Origin of the sequence: Escherichia sp. E4385, assembly GCF_963883145.1 — a bacterium.
In the GTDB taxonomy this organism is placed as follows: Bacteria; Pseudomonadota; Gammaproteobacteria; order Enterobacterales; family Enterobacteriaceae; genus Escherichia.
Genome location: NZ_CAWOOJ010000017.1, coordinates 192,357 through 212,022 on the forward strand (window position 1 = coordinate 192,357; position 19,666 = coordinate 212,022).

General features: G+C 52.4%; 19 protein-coding genes. 7 read left to right on the top strand and 12 right to left on the bottom strand.

The window, feature by feature from the left end; genetic code table 11:
* The first annotated feature begins 6 nt into the window (after positions 1-6).
* Positions 7-1,092, top strand: coding sequence for an aminotransferase class I/II-fold pyridoxal phosphate-dependent enzyme (locus tag AACS80_RS17995; protein ID WP_131161829.1), 1,086 nt, complete (start codon positions 7-9; stop codon positions 1,090-1,092).
* Between the two features lie 107 nt (positions 1,093-1,199).
* Here the strand turns inward: AACS80_RS17995 and AACS80_RS18000 are convergent, their stop codons facing one another.
* The 6 genes from AACS80_RS18000 to tsgA form a co-directional block, all read right to left on the bottom strand.
* Positions 1,200-1,367, bottom strand: coding sequence for a YhfL family protein (locus tag AACS80_RS18000; RefSeq protein ID WP_064527562.1), 168 nt, complete (start codon positions 1,365-1,367; stop codon positions 1,200-1,202).
* 400 nt (positions 1,368-1,767) lie between these two features.
* Positions 1,768-3,141, bottom strand: coding sequence for a siroheme synthase CysG (gene cysG / locus AACS80_RS18005; protein ID WP_135410776.1), 1,374 nt, complete (start codon positions 3,139-3,141; stop codon positions 1,768-1,770).
* An 18-nt stretch (positions 3,142-3,159) separates the two neighbouring features.
* A complete protein-coding gene (nirC, locus tag AACS80_RS18010; RefSeq protein ID WP_130208937.1) occupies positions 3,160-3,966 on the bottom strand; it encodes a nitrite transporter NirC in 807 nt (268 codons plus the stop codon).
* Between the two features lie 126 nt (positions 3,967-4,092).
* Complete coding sequence (gene nirD / locus AACS80_RS18015; protein ID WP_000084764.1) at positions 4,093-4,419, bottom strand: nitrite reductase small subunit NirD; 327 nt, start codon at positions 4,417-4,419, stop codon at positions 4,093-4,095.
* Positions 4,416-6,959: an NADPH-nitrite reductase large subunit gene (gene nirB / locus AACS80_RS18020; RefSeq protein WP_000049213.1), complete on the bottom strand. Its 2,544-nt coding sequence runs from the start codon at positions 6,957-6,959 to the stop codon at positions 4,416-4,418. Before nirB ends, nirD begins: the two co-directional genes overlap by 4 nt.
* A gap of 261 nt (positions 6,960-7,220) precedes the next feature.
* Entirely contained in the window at positions 7,221-8,402 is a 1,182-nt protein-coding gene (gene tsgA / locus AACS80_RS18025) for an MFS transporter TsgA (protein ID WP_130208935.1), read from the bottom strand.
* A 264-nt stretch (positions 8,403-8,666) separates the two neighbouring features.
* On the opposite strand from tsgA, the gene ppiA reads away from it, so the two are divergent.
* The 5 genes from ppiA to argD all read left to right on the top strand — a co-directional run bounded on the left by ppiA (position 8,667) and on the right by argD (position 12,004).
* Entirely contained in the window at positions 8,667-9,239 is a 573-nt protein-coding gene (ppiA, locus tag AACS80_RS18030) for a peptidylprolyl isomerase A (protein ID WP_064527557.1), read from the top strand.
* Positions 9,240-9,343: 104 nt separating this feature from the next.
* Complete coding sequence (locus AACS80_RS18035; RefSeq protein WP_000736860.1) at positions 9,344-9,511, top strand: YhfG family protein; 168 nt, start codon at positions 9,344-9,346, stop codon at positions 9,509-9,511.
* Positions 9,501-10,103: a putative adenosine monophosphate-protein transferase Fic gene (locus AACS80_RS18040; RefSeq protein ID WP_131161827.1), complete on the top strand. Its 603-nt coding sequence runs from the start codon at positions 9,501-9,503 to the stop codon at positions 10,101-10,103. The genes AACS80_RS18035 and AACS80_RS18040 overlap by 11 nt, the downstream gene beginning before the upstream one ends.
* Before the next feature lie 31 nt (positions 10,104-10,134).
* The gene (pabA, locus tag AACS80_RS18045; RefSeq protein WP_135408026.1) at positions 10,135-10,698 is read left to right on the top strand and encodes an aminodeoxychorismate synthase component 2; all 564 of its coding nucleotides are present in this window, start codon (positions 10,135-10,137) and stop codon (positions 10,696-10,698) included.
* Positions 10,699-10,783: 85 nt separating this feature from the next.
* The gene (gene argD / locus AACS80_RS18050) at positions 10,784-12,004 is read left to right on the top strand and encodes a bifunctional acetylornithine/succinyldiaminopimelate transaminase (protein ID WP_135410777.1); all 1,221 of its coding nucleotides are present in this window, start codon (positions 10,784-10,786) and stop codon (positions 12,002-12,004) included.
* 56 nt (positions 12,005-12,060) lie between these two features.
* On the opposite strand, the gene AACS80_RS18055 is transcribed toward argD, so the two are convergent.
* Positions 12,061-14,151, bottom strand: coding sequence for a YccS/YhfK family putative transporter (locus AACS80_RS18055; protein WP_130209200.1), 2,091 nt, complete (start codon positions 14,149-14,151; stop codon positions 12,061-12,063).
* A gap of 50 nt (positions 14,152-14,201) precedes the next feature.
* The gene (gene crp / locus AACS80_RS18060; RefSeq protein WP_000242755.1) at positions 14,202-14,834 is read right to left on the bottom strand and encodes a cAMP-activated global transcriptional regulator CRP; all 633 of its coding nucleotides are present in this window, start codon (positions 14,832-14,834) and stop codon (positions 14,202-14,204) included.
* A gap of 301 nt (positions 14,835-15,135) precedes the next feature.
* Here crp and AACS80_RS18065 point away from each other — a divergent pair, with 301 nt between their 5' ends.
* The gene (locus AACS80_RS18065; RefSeq protein ID WP_001148908.1) at positions 15,136-15,540 is read left to right on the top strand and encodes an OsmC family protein; all 405 of its coding nucleotides are present in this window, start codon (positions 15,136-15,138) and stop codon (positions 15,538-15,540) included.
* 54 nt (positions 15,541-15,594) lie between these two features.
* On the opposite strand, the gene AACS80_RS18070 is transcribed toward AACS80_RS18065, so the two are convergent.
* Genes AACS80_RS18070 through AACS80_RS18085 form a run of 4 tightly spaced genes read right to left on the bottom strand, consistent with a single transcriptional unit; the run spans position 15,595 to position 19,665 of the window.
* A complete protein-coding gene (locus AACS80_RS18070) occupies positions 15,595-16,464 on the bottom strand; it encodes a phosphoribulokinase (protein ID WP_130208927.1) in 870 nt (289 codons plus the stop codon).
* A gap of 53 nt (positions 16,465-16,517) precedes the next feature.
* On the bottom strand, positions 16,518-16,736 hold the full coding sequence (locus AACS80_RS18075) for a YheU family protein (protein ID WP_064527543.1): 219 nt from the start codon (positions 16,734-16,736) through the stop codon (positions 16,518-16,520).
* A complete protein-coding gene (locus AACS80_RS18080) occupies positions 16,730-17,752 on the bottom strand; it encodes a hydrolase (protein WP_131161824.1) in 1,023 nt (340 codons plus the stop codon). The genes AACS80_RS18075 and AACS80_RS18080 overlap by 7 nt, the downstream gene beginning before the upstream one ends.
* The gene (locus tag AACS80_RS18085) at positions 17,752-19,665 is read right to left on the bottom strand and encodes an ABC transporter ATP-binding protein (RefSeq protein WP_135410778.1); all 1,914 of its coding nucleotides are present in this window, start codon (positions 19,663-19,665) and stop codon (positions 17,752-17,754) included. The genes AACS80_RS18080 and AACS80_RS18085 overlap by 1 nt, the downstream gene beginning before the upstream one ends.
* Position 19,666 lies beyond the last annotated feature (1 nt).

The window sequence follows — 19,666 nt, forward strand, 5'->3', positions numbered from 1 at the left end:
GCATCGATGAAGACGTTTCCTCTGCAAAGCCTGACGATTATTGAGGCGCAGCAAAAGCAGTTTGCGCTGGTGGATAGCATTTGCCGCCATTTCCCCGGCAGCGAGTTTCTTACTGGCGGTGATTTAGGGTTAACTCCAGGTCTGAATCAACCGCGTATTACCCAACGGGTGGAGCAGGTGCTGGCTGATGCATTTCACGCACAGGCCGCGGCGCTGGTGCAGGGCGCGGGGACTGGAGCAATTCGCGCCGGGCTGGCGGCTTTGCTCAAACCGGGGCAGCGTCTTCTGGTGCATGACGCGCCTGTTTATCCGACGACGCAGGTCATTGTTGAGCAGATGGGGCTGACGCTTATCACTGCTGATTTCAATGACCTGGCGGCACTTAAGCAGGTCGTCGAAGAGCAACAACCGGATGCGGCGCTAGTACAGCATACGCGCCAGCAGCCACAGGACAGCTACATGCTGGCAGATGTGCTGGCAACGTTGCGCTCGTCTGGCGTTCCAGCGTTAACCGATGACAACTATGCGGTGATGAAGGTCGCGCGAATCGGCTGCGAATGCGGGGCGAATGTTTCGACATTCTCCTGCTTCAAGCTGTTTGGGCCAGAGGGTGTTGGCGCGGTGGTAGGTGATGCCGATGTTATTAGTCGGATTCGCGCCACGCTTTACTCCGGCGGCAGCCAGATTCAGGGTGCTCAGGCGCTGGAAGTGTTGCGTGGGCTGGTGTTCGCGCCTGTAATGCATGCGGTGCAGGCGGGCGTTTCTGAACGGTTGCTGGCTTTACTTAACGGTGGTGCGGTGCCGGAAGTTAAAAACGCCGTCATTGCTAATGCGCAGTCGAAAGTATTAATTGTGGAGTTTCATCAGCCGATTGCCGCCAGGGTGCTGGAAGAGGCGCAAAAGCGCGGCGCGTTGCCTTACCCGGTGGGTGCGGAGTCGAAATATGAAATCCCGCCGCTCTTTTACCGCCTTTCCGGAACGTTTCGCCAGGCGAATCCACAATTAGAACATTGTGCGATTCGCATTAATCCGAATCGTAGTGGTGAAGAGACGGTGCTGCGGATTTTGCGTGAGAGTATTGCCAGCGTTTAATCGTTGTGAATGACGTTTTCGGAGTTAATACAAAAACAAATACGCCCTCAGGTAATCCCGAGGGCGTCAGGTAATTAAATCAGCGTTAGCTAATTTCAGTCAGAGACTTACTGTGCAGTAGGACCGCAGCCGCCAATGATTTTAGAAATAGAAATTGCCGGGTGCAGCAGGTAGTCGTAAGAGCAGTTCTTTTCACGGTTTTCAATATGACCAGTACATGCAGTTAATGTTGCCAGGACTGCACCAACCAGTGCCACTTTAATAAACTTGTTCATTTTCATTCCCTATGTAAAATATATCGAGTAATATTCATTGATTATGTGAATATAAGCAAACAGCTCGCTAAAGACGATACAGGAATATTTATTGTGCGTCAGTGAACGGACTATGAATATTATGCTTATATTTGTAAGCCGCTGTAACTGCAGGGCGTTATTAAAATAAATTATACTCGTCATACTTCAAGTTGCATGTGCTGCGTCTGCGTTCGCTCACCCCAGTCACTTACTCATGTAAGCTCCTGGGGATTCACTCGCTTGTCGCCTTCCTGCAACTCGAATTATTTAGAGTATAGTTAAAAGTTTGTTTTATGTATGCTGAAAATAAACATTAATATAAGTATGTTTGTAAATAAAAAAAGGCCAGAAATATCCGGCCTTAGTTAATTTTTTTAAATTAATGGTAAGAGAACCAATTTAATTTATTGCGCAGGCCAACGACCCGACCAATAATAATTAATGATGGGCTGTTCATTTGTTGAGCCAGTTCACCTAGCTGCGCGAGCGTACCGTCAATCACGCGCTGCGTGACTGCCGTGCCGTTTTCAACAATCGCCACTGGTATTTCACCAGGCATTCCGTGTTCAATCAGTTTTTGCTGAATGGTCGCGGCCTGATTCAGCCCCATATAGAATACCAGCGTCTGTTTTTCTGCCGCCAGATTTTCCCAGTCCAGCTCGCCACCGGTTTTTAAGTGTCCGGTAATTAAGCGTACGCTCTGAGCATAATCGCGATGCGTAAGTGGAATACCCGAATAGGCAGAGCAACCAGAAGCTGCGGTAATACCCGGAACCACCGAGAACGGAATACCCGCGTTGCACAGTGTTTCCAGCTCTTCGCCACCACGGCCGAAAATAAACGGATCGCCGCCTTTCAGACGCACTACGCGTTTGCCTTTTTGCGCTTCCCGCAGCAGGATCTGGTTAATCTCTTCCTGCGGTACGCAGTGATATCCCGCGCGTTTACCGACGAAGACACGATCCGCATCTCGACGTACCAGATTCATAATATCGTCAGAAACCAGACGGTCGTAGACCACCACATCAGCCTGCTGAATTTGTTGCAGACCTTTCAGCGTCAGCAGCCCGGCATCGCCCGGACCTGCGCCAACCAGCACCACTTCACCACGATGATCGAGTGGTTCGTTGATTAACTGTTCGGTGGTTTCAGTAATGGCTTTCTGATCGTTGTTTGCCAGCGACTGCGCCAGGCGGTCGTTAACGAACAGTTTTTCCCAGAAGCGGCGACGTTCACCCATCGTGGCGAACTGTTGTTTTACCCGACCGCGTAATTGCCCGGCGTATTTCGCTACCTTGCCCAGATGCAACGGCAGCAGTGATTCAAGTTTTTCGCGCAACAGTCGCGCCAGAACCGGAGAAGTACCGCCAGAGGAAACCGCCACCATTAGCGGTGAGCGGTCAATAATCGACGGCATAATAAAGCTGGCGGCTTTCGGCGCATCGACCACGTTACAGAAGATACGACGAGATTCAGCGGCTTCGCTGACACGCTGGTTAAGCGCGTCATCATCCGTCGCTGCAATCGCCAGCCAGCAGGTGTCGAGAAGGCTTTCATCAAATGGCCCTTCGACGAGGGTTAACATGCCTGCATCTGCCCATGCGGTGAACTGTGGAATAAACGCTAATGCATTCACCGTTAAGCGAGCGCCTGCGTCTAACAGCAACCTTGCTTTGCGTTCCGCGACATCACCACCGCCGACAATCAGACAGTCGCGATCGCGTAATTGGCAAAATATAGGCAAATGATCCACGTAAAAACCCCTTAGTAATTAACCGGCAGCCGTTTCAGTTTGATTAAATTTGTCCGCAATCGGACGATTCGCTTTCGGCGTAGCATACCAATAACCCAATCCCATGAATACGGCGCCCGATAAAGTATTACCCAGCGTCACCCACAGCAGGTTATGACCAATACCCGCCAGCGTGTAGGCTTCGCTGTGGTTGCCGAACCAGGAGAGCGCGAACAGCGTCATGTTAGCGATGGAGTGCTCATAGCCGGACGCGATAAATGCCAGCAGACACCACCAGATAGCGATAAATTTCGCCGCCCCTTCAGTGCGCAGCGCCATCCAGATTGCCAGGCAAACCAGCCAGTTACACAATGCACCTTTGAAGAACAGTACCATTGCCGGTGCGGTGGTTTTAGCCAGCGCGACGGAGTGAACGATGCTGGTATCTACCGGCAGCAGGCTACCACCGCCCCAGCTATAGAGCATGGCAACGAAGACAGAACCGACCAGGTTACCCAGCCAGGTTTGCGGCAGGATTGCCCACATTTGCCCGTGGCTGATGGTGCCCGCTTTCACCCCAAAGGTGAGGAACATTGTGTGTCCGGTGAACAGTTCAGAACCGGCGATAATCACCAGCGTTAAGGCGATACCAAAAGTCGCGCCCATCACCAGAGGACGTATGGACGGATCGAGCAAATTACCGAGCGTGAAAATCAGGATGATCCCAAGACCCACATACGCCCCCGCCATAGCGGAGCTGACCCAAAAGCCGAGCGGGTTATTTGCCGACAGGCGTGCAATGCGCGCAGCATTAGCCGCACACTTATTAATAGTGTCTGTAAACATTTGATTATCCTTTTAAAAAATAAAAACAAAAAGTAAAGCAAAAAGTTTAAAAAATGTCCTGCAATATACCGAAGGTCATTGCAGGACCATGCAAAAAGGGGAGGCATTGCGCCTCCCGTTAAAACATTAACCGCGTAGCTGTACCACGCCGTCTTTCACTCGTGCTTCGTAATGCTTGACGGAAAACTGCTCGTCTTCCATGCACAAGCCGTCGCTTAAGCGAAAACGCTGTTTTTTCAGCGGACTGGCGACCCACAGCTCGCCCTGGTGTTCCGCAATCAGCCCGCGTGACAGCACGCTGGATTCGAAGAACGGATCGATGTTGCTGATCGCAAACACCTGATCGCTGTGATACGGGCGGAAAATCGCGACCTGCTCGTCACCTAACAGCGCGCAGACGCCGGTTTCAGGCAGGATGTCATCGATTTTGCAGATGTCTTTCCACTGGCTCATGCGTTGTCCTCCACCAGAGTTACCGGGATACGTTCATACGGCGTTGCCGGACGGTGCTGTTCGCGCTCTGGCACCATCTGCACGTTCGGGTCACGCTTGTCGCTGTTGATGAAGTGTTTGAAGCGAGTCTGCGCAGACGGCGTGTTGACCGTTTCAGTCCACTCACACACTACCGCTTCACGCAGGCGCGCCATCTCTTCTTCCAGATGTGCGTTCAGCCCCAGTTTGTCGTCAATGATCACCGCTTTCAGGTAATCAATGCCGCCTTCGAGGTTTTCTAACCACGGTGCGGTACGCGTCAGTTTGTCGGCGGTACGGATGTAGAACATCATGAAGCGGTCGAGGTATTTGATCAGCGTTTCGCGATCGATATCCGCCGCCAGCAGATCCGCATGACGCGGTTTCATGCCGCCGTTACCGCAAACGTATAGGTTCCAGCCTTTTTCAGTGGCGATAATACCCACGTCTTTACCCTGAGCTTCTGAACATTCACGGGTACAGCCGGAGACACCGAACTTCATTTTGTGCGGAGTACGGATGCCTTTGTAGCGGTTTTCCAGTTCCACGCCGAGGCCGACGCTGTCGCCAACGCCGTAGCGGCACCAGGTGCTACCCACGCAGGTTTTCGCCATACGCAGTGCTTTCGCATAGGCATGACCGGTTTCGAAGCCTGCTTCAATCAGCTGACGCCAGATCTCCGGCAGATCGTCTTTTTGTGCGCCAAACATCGCCAGGCGCTGGGAGCCGGTGATTTTGGTGTAGAGATTAAATTCACGCGCGATACGACCCACTGCCATCAGCCCTTCCGGGGTGATTTCACCGCCCGGAGAACGCGGGATCACCGAGTAGGTGCCGTCTTTCTGGATGTTAGCGAGGAAGTTGTCGTTAGAATCCTGCAGCGGAGTATGTTCCGGCTTCAGAATGTATTCGTTCCAGCAGGAGGCCAGCAGCGAACCGACGGTCGGTTTACAAACTTCACAACCGTAGCCTTTGCCGTGTTTCGCCAGCAGTTCTTCGAAGGTTTTAATGCCTTCAACGCGGATCAAATGGAACAGTTCCTGACGCGAATAAGCAAAGTGTTCGCACAGGTTGTTGTTAACTTCGATGCCCTGTTTCGCCAGTTCCGCGTTCAGTACCTGAGTGACCAGCGGGATACAGCCACCGCAGCCAGTACCCGCTTTGGTTTCGGCTTTCAGCGCCGCAACGGTGTGGCAGCCTTTGTTGATGGCAGCAATCAGATCGCCTTTGGTGACGTCGAAGCAGGAGCAGATTTGCGCGCTGTCCGGCAGTTTATCAACACCGATAGACGGCTTACCGCTACCAGAGTGCGCTGGCAGGATCAGGGAATCCGGGTTTTCTGGCAGCTCGATTGCGTTCAGCACCAGTTGCAGCAGATTACCGTAGTCGCTGGTATCGCCCACCAGTACCGCGCCGAGCAGGGTTTTGTTGTCTTCGCTGACAATCAGGCGTTTGTAGATCTCTTTGCTTTCGTCGAGGTAAACGTAGCTACGTGCGCCAGGCGTGCGACCGTGTGCATCACCAATACCGCCTACGTCTACGCCCAGCAGTTTCAGCTTGGCGCTAAGGTCAGCACCTTCAAAGGCGTTTTCGCTGCCAAGAATGTGGTCAACGGCGACCTGCGCCATTTTGTAGCCAGGTGCTACCAGACCAAATACACGGTTGTTCCAGCTTGCGCATTCACCGATGGCGTAGATATCCGGATCGGAAGTCTGGCAGGAATCATTAATGACAATACCCCCACGCGGAGCTACGTCCAGACCACACTGGGTTGCCAGTTTATCGCGCGGACGGATACCGGTAGAGAAGACGATAAAGTCGACTTCCAGCTCGCTGCCGTCGGCAAAACGCATGGTTTTACGCGCTTCAACACCTTCCTGCACAATCTCAAGGGTGTTTTTGCTGGTGTGAACGCGTACACCCATGCTCTCGATTTTGCGACGCAGCTGCTCGCCGCCCATCTGATCAAGCTGTTCTGCCATCAGCATAGGGGCAAATTCGATAACGTGGGTTTCAATGCCTAAGTTTTTCAGCGCGCCAGCGGCTTCCAGACCTAACAGGCCGCCACCAACAACGGCACCGCGCTTGCTGCGACGGGCGCAGGATTCAATGGCGTTGAGGTCTTCAATGGTGCGATAGACAAAGCAGTCCTGAGTATCAGAACCTTTGATTGGCGGGATCCACGGATAGGAACCGGTCGCCATGATCAGCTTGTCATAAAAAACGGTACGCCCGGCGCTGGAGTGGATCACCTTCTCCTGACGGTTGATGGTGATAGCGCGTTCGCCGACCAGAACTTTGATGCCGTGTTTCTCGTAGAAGCCTTCGCGCACCAGCGACAGCTCTTCGGCGGTGTGGTGAGAGAAGTAAGACGAGAGGTGTACGCGGTCATAAGCGATGCGCGGTTCTTCACAGAAAACGGTAATATCAAAGTTGGCCGCATCAGATTTATCAAGAAGATCTTCGATAAAGCGATGGCCGACCATACCGTTACCGATAATTGCGAGTCTGACTTTGCTCATTTTTGCCTCGATTTCTTTTTTATTACCGCCTACCTTAACGATTCAGCAACCCCGCTTATTGATGTAAATCAAATTCACCTTTATATACTCCTTAAGTGGTATATTGCTGATTTGTATAAATTTTCTTAAGTCACGGAATTGTCTGATATTTCATGTTTGTGTAAAAAACACACAAAATGAAAGGTTTTATAGAGATGAAGGCACGTTGCGGGGGAAGAGAAGAAAAGGCCGGACGACGATAGCGCCGCCCGGCATGAGCAATTAATGAGAGGTCAGGGTGTTGTGCTGACGGTGACGGCTGACGAAACCTAACAGGAAGCACATCACGAATACAACAGCGTACAGACCGTTTGCAGTGAGCAGTGCTGCCTGTGGACCGCTATGTTCAACAATCGGTCCGGTAACCACAAAGGTCAACATGGTGCCGATGGTCCCGCAGGTCAGGACAAAGTTAACCAGTTTTGGCGATGGTACTTTGGTCTGCTGTGAACCCAGGGTGATGATGGTGGTATAGATCGCGCTGGAGAAGAAGCCCAGAGCGAGAATTGACCACGCCATATGTGCCGGTGTTCCGGTGTTAAAGACATACATCAGAATCGCAGCCAGACCAGCCAGTACGGTCAGAATGCGTTGCAGATCAAAGAAGCGAAGAATAAAGCTGAATGCCCACATGCCAACCATGTAAGACATCCAGAAGTTGCTTACCAGCGTACCCGCATCGTTCAGGCTCATGCCCAGACCTTTGGCATATTCCGGCACCCAGGAGATAAAACCTAACTGACCGAGGATGTAGCACAGTGCCGCAATGGAGAGAAACAGCACGCCGATCCCCCATTTTTCTTTCGCTACCGGAGCGTCAGTTTTTGGCGCATGTTTACCCAGTGCCGGGAACTCACAGCCGAAGGTCAGAATAAAGATAGCGACGTACACCAGCCCGATGCAGGCATAAACCCAGTACCACTCAATGCTGCGTGCCAGCAGATACGCGGCAATCATCGGGAAAATCATCCCGGCCATGCTGAAGAAGGAGTCGGTAAATAACAGGCGGGAACCGCGCTGACGCCCTTCATACATTTGCGTTATCAGGAACGTACCAATCGACATGGTGATGCCGCTAACCACCCCGAGAATGAACATCGCCGCCGAGAACAGCGCCAGGCTGTGGCTGAACATCAAACCGGCAACCGCCAGCACCATCAGGAGAAAGCCAAAACGTAACTGCGTTTTCAACGGGACGATTTCCATCAGCCAGGCGTTGAGGAAGATAGAGATTAAAATGCCGGCATTGAGGAAGGTGAAGGTATTACTCATACTGGAAACAGGCAGATTGAAATAATCGGCGATGTTTCCCATCACCATCCCGGTGACAATAACCAACGCACCGGTCAGTGCGTAGGAGAGAAAGCTAATCCATGTGAGCTTGATGCGATTGCTGTTAGTCATGATTGGCCTGCGTTAAAAGATAAAATGGCATAGTGGATATGCTGCGAGCGGGCGATTTTAGGTGATTTTGTGATCTGATTAAATATTTAATTGCAAACGGTTGCTAATTTGCAATATTTAAAGTGATTCTCATCACGAAATATACGTGATCATCAGGTTACATATATTTCAAGTGCGTAAAATTAGGTAAAGGAATGGCCTTGTCATTGAAGGCTATTTAGAATCTCTCCACTTGCTTTTTTTCTGCTCTGTTAAGGAAATCTCATGTTCAAATCGACCCTGGCAGCTGTTGTAGCTGTTTTCGCTCTTTCTGCTCTCTCACCTGAAGCAATGGCAGCGAAAGGGGATCCGCACGTATTGTTAACAACCTCTGCTGGTAATATCGAACTGGAGCTGGATAGCCAGAAAGCGCCAGTATCAGTGCAAAATTTCGTCGATTATGTGAACAGCGGCTTTTATAACAACACCACTTTTCACCGGGTGATCCCGGGCTTTATGATTCAGGGTGGTGGATTTACCGAGCAGATGCAGCAGAAAAAACCGAATCCGCCGATCAAAAATGAGGCTGATAACGGTCTGCGTAACACCCGTGGCACCATCGCGATGGCGCGTACCGCCGACAAAGACAGCGCCACCAGCCAGTTCTTTATCAACGTTGCCGATAACGCCTTCCTCGACCACGGTCAGCGTGATTTCGGTTACGCGGTATTTGGCAAAGTGGTGAAAGGCATGGATGTTGCTGACAAGATTTCCCAGGTCCCAACCCATGATGTTGGCCCGTACCAGAATGTGCCGTCAAAACCGGTAGTTATCCTTTCCGCTAAAGTCCTGCCGTAATGATTTCTCGCGCGGGTAATCTTGCCCGCGCCTCTGCTCTCCCGGCGTAACCTGGATTTGCCGCTTATACTTGTGGCAAACGGACACGTTCAGGGAGGCATCAAGTGAAGAAACTCACCGATAAGCAAAAGTCCCGTCTCTGGGAGCTTCAGCGTAATCGTAATTTCCAGGCCAGCCGCCGCCTTGAAGGCGTCGAGATGCCATTAGTCACTCTTACTGCCGCAGAGGCTTTAGCACGCCTTGAAGAGCTGAGGAGGCACTATGAGCGATAAATTCGGCGAAGGGCGCGATCCGTATCTTTATCCTGGCCTTGATATCATGCGTAATCGGTTGAATATCCGCCAGCAGCAGCGGCTGGAACAGGCTGCTTACGAAATGACGGCGCTGCGTGCTGCGGCCATTGAGCTTGGTCCGCTGGTGCGCGGTTTACCGCATTTGCGCGCTATTCATCGCCAGCTTTATCAGGATATTTTCGACTGGGCGGGGCAACTACGCGAAGTCGATATTTATCAGGGCGATACGCCGTTCTGCCACTTTGCCTATATCGAAAAAGAGGGCAATGCCCTGATGCAGGATCTGGAGGAAGAAGGTTATCTGGTTGGCCTGGAGAAAGCGAAGTTCGTCGAGCGGCTGGCGCACTACTATTGTGAAATCAACGTTCTGCATCCATTCCGTGCGGGAAGCGGTCTGGCGCAGCGGATCTTCTTCGAACAACTGGCGATTCATGCCGGATATCAACTGAACTGGCAAGGTATTGGTGAAGAGGCCTGGAATCAGGCGAATCAGAGTGGGGCAATGGGTGATCTTACCGCGCTGCAGATGATATTTAGCAAAGTGGTAAGCGAAGCCGGGGAATCTGAGTAAAATAGCGCGGTTCTTTCGTACCGGAGCCGCCATGATCCTGCTTATTGATAACTACGATTCTTTTACCTGGAACCTCTACCAGTACTTTTGTGAACTGGGGGCCGATGTGCTGGTTAAGCGCAACGATGCGTTGACGTTGGCGGATATTGACGCCCTTAAACCACAAAAAATTGTCATATCACCCGGCCCCTGTACGCCAGATGAAGCCGGGATCTCCCTTGACGTTATTCGTCACTATGCCGGGCGCTTGCCGATCCTTGGCGTCTGCCTCGGTCATCAGGCGATGGCACAGGCTTTTGGTGGCAAAGTTGTGCGCGCCGCAAAGGTCATGCACGGCAAAACCTCGCCGATTACACATAACGGTGAGGGCGTATTCCTGGGGCTAGCGAATCCACTCACTGTGACGCGCTACCATTCGCTGGTGGTGGAACCTGACTCATTACCAGCGTGCTTTGACGTGACGGCCTGGAGCGAAACCGGGGAGATTATGGGGATTCGCCATCGCCAGTGGGATCTGGAAGGTGTGCAGTTCCATCCAGAAAGTATTCTTAGCGAACAAGGACATCAACTGCTGGCTAATTTCCTGCATCGCTGATTTCTGATTGCTATCAAGTGATTTTTTATGCATATTTTGTGATTATAATTTCACATTGATTTATGCGTAACAGGGTGATCATGAGATGGCAATTGAACAAATAGCAATTACACGCGCGACTTTCGATGAAGTGATTCTGCCGATTTATGCTCCGGCAGAGTTTATTCCGGTAAAAGGTCAGGGCAGCCGAGTCTGGGATCAGCAAGGCAAAGAGTATGTCGATTTCGCGGGCGGGATTGCGGTAACGGCGTTAGGCCATTGCCATCCGGCGCTGGTGGAAGCGTTAAAAACCCAGGGGGAAACTCTGTGGCATATCAGCAACGTTTTCACCAATGAACCGGCGCTGCGTCTTGGGCGTAAACTGATTGAGGCGACGTTTGCCGAACGCGTGGTGTTTATGAACTCCGGTACGGAAGCCAACGAAACCGCTTTTAAACTGGCGCGTCACTACGCCTGCGTGCGTCATAGTCCGTTTAAAACCAAAATCATCGCCTTCCATAGCGCCTTTCATGGTCGCTCGTTGTTTACCGTTTCTGTGGGCGGGCAGCCAAAATATTCCGACGGCTTTGGGCCGAAACCGGCAGATATTATCCACGTGCCTTTTAATGATCTTCACGCAGTGAAAGCGGTGATGGATGACCATACCTGCGCGGTGGTGGTTGAGCCTATTCAGGGTGAGGGCGGCGTGACGGCGGCGACGCCAGCGTTTTTGCAGGGCTTGCGTGAGTTGTGCGATCAGCATCATGCCTTGCTGGTGTTTGATGAAGTGCAGTGTGGAATGGGGCGGACTGGCGATTTGTTTGCCTATATGCACTACGGCGTGACGCCAGATATTTTGACCTCTGCGAAAGCCCTGGGCGGCGGCTTCCCGATTAGCGCCATGCTGACCACGGCGGAGATTGCTTCAGCGTTTCATCCTGGTTCTCACGGTTCCACCTATGGCGGTAATCCACTGGCCTGTGCAGTCGCGGGTGCGGCATTTGATATCATCAATACCCCTGAAGTGCTGGAAGGCATTCAGGCGAAACGCCAGCGTTTTGTTGACCATTTGCAGAAGATCGATCAGCAGTTTGATGTGTTTAGCGATATTCGCGGCATGGGGTTGTTGATTGGCGCGGAGCTAAAACCTCAGTACAAAGGTCAGGCGCGTGATTTTCTTTATGCGGGTGCCGAGGCTGGCGTAATGGTGCTGAACGCTGGGCCGGATGTGATGCGTTTTGCGCCATCGCTGGTGGTGGATGATGCGGATATCGATGAAGGGATGCAACGTTTCGCCCACGCGGTGGCGAAGGTGGTCGGGGCGTAAATAAGACGCGTCATCGTCGCATCAGGCAAAAGATGTCGCTTCTGGCAATGAATTGATTACGCCTTCGAATCCCGCAACTTGCGACTCAACCAAATCCCGTGATGCGGTCGCTGACGCCACGCCATCGACGATATGGTGTGCATGGTGTTCAGATGGCCAATAACCCGTTGTAAATGCTGTTCCAGGGTACCAGCCGCGCCTTCGTGCGGCAGCATCTCTGGCGCGTCTATGATATTGGCGTCACCAGACCCGCCCGGCTCGTCATATTCCAGCCGCTGTTGACAGCGTTGAATAGCGATTTCACAAGACTGCAAATACTCTTGCGCCAGCTCCTGTGGTAATGTCCGGTGTTCTCGCGCCAGCGTGGTCATGGCATTAATATGTTCAACAATAAACTGACTATGTGTTACCCACAGTTTCATGTCAGCCAGATAATGGCTGTTAAACGCGGGTTCCTGCATCGCCTGATTCAATGAGTTATACAGAGTGTTATGTGCCTGATTCACCCGCATTCGCTGCCAGGCCAGTGGTGTTGGTTGCGGATCTTTACTCAGGATCAGACGAATCGCTTCCTGGTAGGTTTCTAAAGCATCATGGGCGTTCTTACGCAATAACCCGCTCTGCCACTGCGGCCACAGCCATACCGTGCCACCGAAGGCAATCAAACAACCAATAATGGTATCGATAAGACGCGGAATGATGTATTGCTCGCCGTTCAGCCACAACAGTTGCAGGGTATACACCGCAGTAATGGTAAAGCCGACCGTTGCCCAGCCGTAGTTTTTGCGCAATATCAGGTAGCTGGCGAGGGTGGTAAACAGCATCAGCGTCAGGGTGTAACCTTCGGGAATTTTAAAGTGCAGCGCCACGCCCGCAATGATTAATCCGACCACGGTTCCCACGGAGCGATTCACAATCCTCAGACGGGTCGCGCCGTAACCATTTTGTGTCACCAGCAACACCGTCATCAGGATCCAATACGACTTCGGCAGATGCAGCGCGGTGCCCATCAGGCTGGCGACGCTCAACATCACACTGAGTCGCCCGGCATTGCGCAGTGCCGGAGATTTCAATGAAAGATAACTTTTCAGCGCCGGAAGTAATGGCATCCGCCGCTGTTTATCCGCCAGCAGATCGCGGGCATAGAGCGGTTTCTGGGTACGCAGCACACGAGCGATGCGGCTGAAGTGCCAGTAGCAGAATTGCCCCACGGGGTTATCCGGGTGTTGGCGGGCGATTTTCTCCAGTGCACCAATTTGCTTCTCCATCGTAAAACGCGTCGGCAGGCGATGGTAAAGAATGTCATCAGCCAGCACGCGCAGGCGAGCAGCGATGGTTTGCGCATTCCAGCGGATAACTTCCTCCGCATGGCTACGCTCGACCAGCTTTTGCACCTCTTCAGGTTGATGCAAACTGACCGAAATATGTTCCTGTAAATCCAGAGCTTCCTGGAAAATGCGCAACATCCGCTTGTAGTCAGTATTATTTTGCGCGGAAAGCATGTGCATTTGCTGATAGCACTGGGTAATTAAATCGACCGCTTTTTGCTGGCGTACCAGTAGTGGCGGGAGCGCTTTTTCGGGATCGGTATGCTGAGTGAGCAGACTGTATTTGATTTCACAGTAATCAGCCAGTTCACGGTAGAGCAGACTAAGTGATTCGCGTAGGGGTTGTTCGCGCCAGATCCAGAACCAAAACCAGTTAAACAGCCCGTACCAGAGTGTGCCTAACGCATAAATGAGCAATGGCTCCCATACCGGCATATATCCCGCCAAACTGAGGGTAAAAATGGCAGCCAGCAGCGATGCAGGAAGCAATTTTGCGTGTAATGGCCCAAGCTCGGCAGTGACGCCAAGTACCAGCGTTAACCCGGTCAGCAGAAAGGGTAGGGGGATATCTTTTTCCAACAGCAGCTGTGTCAATAAGCTACAGGTAGCAAACAGCGACGCGCCAATAATCAAGCGTTTGAAAAAACGTTTATGGGGGGTATCAAGCCCCGCAATGTTGCAACAGGCAGGGACGAGTGAAAACAGCAGGCCGAGTCTTAATTCGCCAAACAACAGACCAACGGCCACGGGCAAACATAGCACCAGTGTTTGTCGTAGTGCATAGTTGATATCAGGATGATAAATCAGTCTGCGCCACATCGGTTTAAACAAAATGGCGCGCTACCAGGTAACGCGCCACTCCGATGGGGTTAACGGGTGCCGTAAACGACGATGGTTTTCCCGTGTGCGGAGATCAGGTTCTGATCTTCCAGCATCTTCAGAATGCGCCCCACGGTTTCACGAGAACAGCCGACAATCTGACCGATTTCCTGACGGGTAATTTTAATTTGCATACCGTCCGGGTGAGTCATGGCATCGGGTTGTTTCGCCAGATTCAGCAGCGTCTGCGCGATGCGACCTGTAACGTCGAGGAAAGCGAGGTTGCCTACTTTCTCTGAAGTGACTTGCAGACGACGCGCCATCTGCGCGGAGAGGCGCATCAGAATATCCGGGTTAACCTGAATTAATTGACGAAATTTTTTGTAGGAAATTTCAGCTACTTCACAGGCGGTTTTTGCACGTACCCATGCGCTACGTTCCTGGCCTTCTTCAAACAGGCCCAATTCGCCAATAAAATCACCCTGATTCAGATAGGAGAGGATCATTTCTTTACCCTCCTCGTCTTTGATCAGCACTGCCACAGAGCCTTTAACGATGTAGTACAGCGTTTCCGCTTTTTCACCCTGGTGAATAAGCGTGCTCTTGGATGGATACTTATGAATGTGGCAATGAGACAAGAACCATTCGAGAGTCGGGTCTGTTTGCGGTTTGCCAAGCACCATGCGCGGTTATCCTCTGTTATAAGCTTTCTCCAGAGCCAGAAAACGCCGCTGTCTCTGGGTTGCCGAAATGTGCTTCCCGCTACCTGGGAAGGGGCTATCAACTGAACTGCACGGTAATGTGACGTCCTTTACATACATGCAGTACATCAATGTATTACTGTAGCATCCTGACTGTTTTAGCATAGCTTTCGCTCTGTGTCTCCTGGTGTCTCGCTTCAGCATGACCCAGGTCGCCTTCCGTTGCGCGATTTGGTCAGTACGCGTACTCTGTCAGGAAAATTGACGCAATGGAGTTCCGATTATGCAAGCGCGTGTGAAGTGGGTTGAAGGGTTAACTTTTTTGGGTGAATCCGCCTCTGGTCACCAGATTTTAATGGATGGCAACTCTGGCGATAAAGCGCCAAGTCCGATGGAAATGGTGCTGATGGCGGCGGGTGGCTGTAGCGCCATTGATGTGGTTTCTATCCTGCAAAAAGGGCGTCAGGATGTGGTTGATTGTGAAGTAAAACTAACCTCTGAACGCCGCGAAGAGGCTCCGCGCCTGTTTACCCATATCAATTTGCATTTTATCGTCACCGGTCGCGACCTGAAGGACGCAGCGGTTGCGCGTGCGGTGGATCTCTCTGCTGAGAAATATTGTTCAGTGGCGCTGATGCTGGAAAAAGCCGTGAATATTACCCACTCGTATGAAGTGGTCGCCGCGTGATTTAACTACCCCGTTGTGACGCCGGATAGTATTTTATCCGGCTTATTAGCGGCGCTACTCGATTTTCTTCCCTTCCATCAGTCGTTGCACCAGCGGCAGCATAATTAACTCCATTGCCAGACCCATTTTGCCGCCCGGCACCACTAATGTATTGATGTGGGAAATGAATGAGCCCTGCAACATCGCCAGTAGCCAGGGGAAATCAATCCCTTCCAGATTACGAAAATGGATCACCACAAAGCTTTCATCCAGCGATGGAATGCCTTTTGCCGCGAACGGGTTTGAAGTGTCGACGGTGGGAACGCGCTGGAAGTTAAGATGGGTGCGGGAAAACTGCGGCGTGATGTAGTTGATATAGTCTTCCATTGAACGCACTACAGAGTCCATCACCGCTTCTCGTGAGTGCCCGCGCTCGCTGGTGTCGCGGATGAGTTTTTGAATCCACTCCAGGTTAACGATAGGCACTACGCCAACCAGTAAATCCACATGCTGCGCGACGTTATGTTGTGGTGTGACCACGCCGCCGTGTAAACCTTCATAAAACAGTACATCGGTGGGTTCCGGTAAAGGTTGCCAGGGGGTGAATGTCCCCGGTACCTGATTCCACGGTACGGCTTCGTCGTAGGTATGCAGATATTTGCGAGATTTCCCTTTGCCGCTCTGGCCGTATTCAATAAAGGTCTGTTCCAGCAGGCCGAAGTCGTTGGCTTCGGGACCGAAGTAGCTGATATGCCGCCCGGCGTCGCGCGCTTTGCGGATCGCCATGTCCATTTCCGGGCGGGTGTAGCGGTGAAAACTGTCGCCTTCCACCTCGGCGGCTTGCAGATTTAACTGGGCGAATATTTTACGAAACGCGAGGCTGGTGGTGGTAGTCCCCGCGCCGCTGGATCCTGTTACCGCAATGACCGGATGTTTGGCAGACATAGTAACTCCATGACTTGGCTATCATTATTATTTCGTCCGCCGACGGTTGCAGGTTATTCGCGAAACTGACTGCGCGGCATGATATTGACCGTCTCGTGCAGTTCCGACCAGACCAGTACCGCTTCTCCGCACTGTAGCTGGCGTTTGACGTCGGCGACTTTCTGTTCAAGCGTACGCTCTTGTTCACCATAATCGGTGCCTTCACGTAACACAAAGCTTTCAATTAAATTTTCCAGCGTTTCAGGGGAGATGTCTTGCCAGGGAATCAACATGATTTCGCCTCCAGATACGTTGTTAACCAGTCAGGAATGCGTGACTCCAGCCACATTTGCGGGTGAAGTAATGTACCGCCAATAAAACCAACATGACCCCCATGTTCGGTCAGTTGATACTCTACTTGCGGAGGAAGATTTTCCGGTTTCGGGATCACCTGGTGATCCATAAACGGATCGTCTTTGGCGTGAATAATCAGCGTCGGTTTGGCGATCCGGTTCAGCATCGGCATGGCGCTACACTGACGATAATAGTCGATAGCGTCGGCGTAGCCGTGAATTCTGGCGGTGATCAGATCGTCAAATTCACGGATGCGACGTACCGATTTTAACTGCGCGAGATTAATCGGTAGCGTACCGGGGTAGGCCGCCAGCTTGCGCGCCGCATTGGCTTTTAGCAGGTTCAGCAAATAACGCTGATAAACGCGGGAAAAGCCCTTTTCCATATGGTAACTACAGGCTTCCAGCACAAACGGCGCGGAGACAATCACCGCCGCATCAATCGGGACATCATTACCTTCTTTGGCCAGCAGGCAAGCCAGCATATTACCGCCGAGCGAATAGCCGACGGCCGCCGTTGGCGCATGACCAAACTCACGTTGCAGCCAGCGTAAAAACCAACTGGCGTCTTCGGTTTCGCCCGAATGGTAAATGCGGTGCATGCGATTAGGTTCACCGCTGCATCCGCGAAAATGCATCACCACACCCAGCCAGCCGCGCTTTTTCGCCGCATCAACCAAGCCGTGGGCGTAAGGGCTATTGAGACTGCCTTCCAGACCATGAAACACCACCAGACGCGGTTTATGCTGCGCTTGTGTGGGATCTTCACTCCACGCGAGATCAACAAAATCGCCGTCGGGCAACTCCAGCCGCTGCCAGTGCGGAGTGAATTTCACCTGACGACGAAACAGACGCGGCAGCATGGTTTGTAGATGGCAATTGCTGAAACCGCGCATAGGGATGAATTCAGCACTACTGCTGAATTCATTGGCATCGGTCGTCGTTATCTGTGCCATCAGTTGCTTTGGCCTTCCTGCAGCATCTGCTCAAGCTGCTCCTGGGCCTCCAGCCATGCCATTTCGCACTCTTCCAGCCCGGATTTAGCGCTCGCTTGTTGTTGCAGGCAGGCGGTCAGTTCCGCTTTACGGCTCTGGTCGTACAGTTCGCTGTCGCCCAATTTTTCTTCCGCCTGCGCCAGTTGCGAGTTCAGCTTCTCCATCTCTTTTTCCAGACGGGCAATCTCTTTACGCAGTGGCTGGGTTTGCGCACGCAGCTCCGCTTCCCGACGCTTCTGATCTTTACGTGCCTGGGCGCTGTTCGCGTTCTCTTTTGGCGCGTCGTCGGTCTGGTTTTCCTGCTTTTGTACGTCGCTCAACCACTGTTGATAATCTTCCAGATCGCCGTCGAACGGTTCGACTTTACGATCGTGAACCAGATAGAGATCGTCAGTGGTGGAACGCAGCAAATGACGGTCGTGCGAGACGACAACCAGCGCGCCTTCAAACTCGATCAATGCTTCGGTGAGTGCCTGGCGCATGTCGAGGTCAAGGTGGTTGGTCGGTTCGTCGAGCAGCAGCAGATTCGGGCGCTGCCAGACAATTAATGCCAGCACCAGGCGGGCTTTTTCACCACCGGAGAAACGGCGCGTCTCTTCAGTCACTTTATCGCCCTGGAAACCAAAACCGCCCAGGTAGTCACGCAGTTTTTGCTCCAGCTCCTGCGGCGCTAAACGTGCCAGATGTTGAATAGGCGATTCGTCGGCGCGCAGGTATTCCAGTTGATGCTGGGCGAAGTAGCCGAGTTTGATCCCTTTCGCCAGACCAATTTCACCGCTGACAGGCGCAAGTTCACCGGCTAACAGTTTGATTAATGTCGATTTACCCGCGCCATTGCGACCTAGCAGACCAATGCGCGAACCGGGGACCAGATTCAGTTTTATTGAGTCGAGAATAATGCGATCGCCATAGCCCGCACTGACTTTTTCCATCTTCAGTAACGGATTTGGCAGGCTTTCCGGCGCGCGGAAGCTAAAGCGGAACGGGTTGTCGACGTGCGCCGGGGCAATCAGCTCCATACGCTCGAGCATCTTAATGCGGCTCTGGGCCTGCTTCGCTTTGGTGGCTTTGGCACGGAAACGGTCGATATAACTTTGCAGATGCGCTACGCGTTCCTGCTGGCTTTCATACATTGCTTGTTGCTGCGCCAGACGGGTGGCGCGCTGTACTTCAAACGAACTGTAGTTGCCGGTGTACTCGAACATGCTTTGTTGTTCGATATGAATAATTTTATCCACTATCGGATCGAGGAAGTCGCGGTCGTGAGAGATCAGGATCAGCGTGCCCTGATAGCTCTTCAGCCATTTTTCCAGCCAGATAACGGCATCGAGATCGAGGTGGTTAGTCGGTTCGTCGAGCAGCAGCAAGTCTGAACGGCAAATCAGCGCCTGGGCAAGGTTAAGACGCATACGCCAGCCACCGGAGAAATCACTCACCGGGCGCTCCAGTTGTTCATTGCTGAAACCGAGGCCGTGCAGCAGGCTGGCGGCGCGGGAGCGAATACTCCATGCGTCGATAGCGTCCAGCTTGCCGTGAATGGTCGCGATGGCATGCCCGTCGTTACGTTCGTTGGCGTCGTGTAGCTGCGCTTCCAGTTGGCGATATTCACGGTCGCCATCAATGACATATTCCAGCGCCGCTTGCGGTAACGCCGGCGTTTCCTGATTCACCCACGCCAGTTGCCAGCTTCCCGGAAAGGTGTAGCTGCCGCCGTCGGCGCTGATTTCATTTTTCAGCAATGCCAGCAGGGTAGATTTACCACAGCCGTTTTTACCCACCAGGCCGACTTTCTGCCCGGGGTTGATGGTGGCGGTGGCATTATCCAGCAGGACGCGCACGCCGCGACGAATTTGTAACGAGGAGAAAACAATCATA

Coding starts and splice junctions, on each gene's coding strand:
- AACS80_RS18000 (WP_064527562.1), bottom strand. CDS start 1,367: ATGAACAAGTTTATTAAAGTGGCACTGGTTGGTGCAGTCCTGGCAACA.
- AACS80_RS18055 (WP_130209200.1), bottom strand. CDS start 14,151: ATGTGGCGCAGACTGATTTATCATCCTGATATCAACTATGCACTACGA.
- nirB (WP_000049213.1), bottom strand. CDS start 6,959: ATGAGCAAAGTCAGACTCGCAATTATCGGTAACGGTATGGTCGGCCAT.
- AACS80_RS18065 (WP_001148908.1), top strand. CDS start 15,136: ATGCAAGCGCGTGTGAAGTGGGTTGAAGGGTTAACTTTTTTGGGTGAA.
- crp (WP_000242755.1), bottom strand. CDS start 14,834: ATGGTGCTTGGCAAACCGCAAACAGACCCGACTCTCGAATGGTTCTTG.
- pabA (WP_135408026.1), top strand. CDS start 10,135: ATGATCCTGCTTATTGATAACTACGATTCTTTTACCTGGAACCTCTAC.
- AACS80_RS18040 (WP_131161827.1), top strand. CDS start 9,501: ATGAGCGATAAATTCGGCGAAGGGCGCGATCCGTATCTTTATCCTGGC.
- ppiA (WP_064527557.1), top strand. CDS start 8,667: ATGTTCAAATCGACCCTGGCAGCTGTTGTAGCTGTTTTCGCTCTTTCT.
- AACS80_RS18085 (WP_135410778.1), bottom strand. CDS start 19,665: ATGATTGTTTTCTCCTCGTTACAAATTCGTCGCGGCGTGCGCGTCCTG.
- argD (WP_135410777.1), top strand. CDS start 10,784: ATGGCAATTGAACAAATAGCAATTACACGCGCGACTTTCGATGAAGTG.
- nirD (WP_000084764.1), bottom strand. CDS start 4,419: ATGAGCCAGTGGAAAGACATCTGCAAAATCGATGACATCCTGCCTGAA.
- AACS80_RS18070 (WP_130208927.1), bottom strand. CDS start 16,464: ATGTCTGCCAAACATCCGGTCATTGCGGTAACAGGATCCAGCGGCGCG.
- tsgA (WP_130208935.1), bottom strand. CDS start 8,402: ATGACTAACAGCAATCGCATCAAGCTCACATGGATTAGCTTTCTCTCC.
- nirC (WP_130208937.1), bottom strand. CDS start 3,966: ATGTTTACAGACACTATTAATAAGTGTGCGGCTAATGCTGCGCGCATT.
- AACS80_RS18075 (WP_064527543.1), bottom strand. CDS start 16,736: ATGTTGATTCCCTGGCAAGACATCTCCCCTGAAACGCTGGAAAATTTA.
- AACS80_RS17995 (WP_131161829.1), top strand. CDS start 7: ATGAAGACGTTTCCTCTGCAAAGCCTGACGATTATTGAGGCGCAGCAA.
- AACS80_RS18080 (WP_131161824.1), bottom strand. CDS start 17,752: ATGGCACAGATAACGACGACCGATGCCAATGAATTCAGCAGTAGTGCT.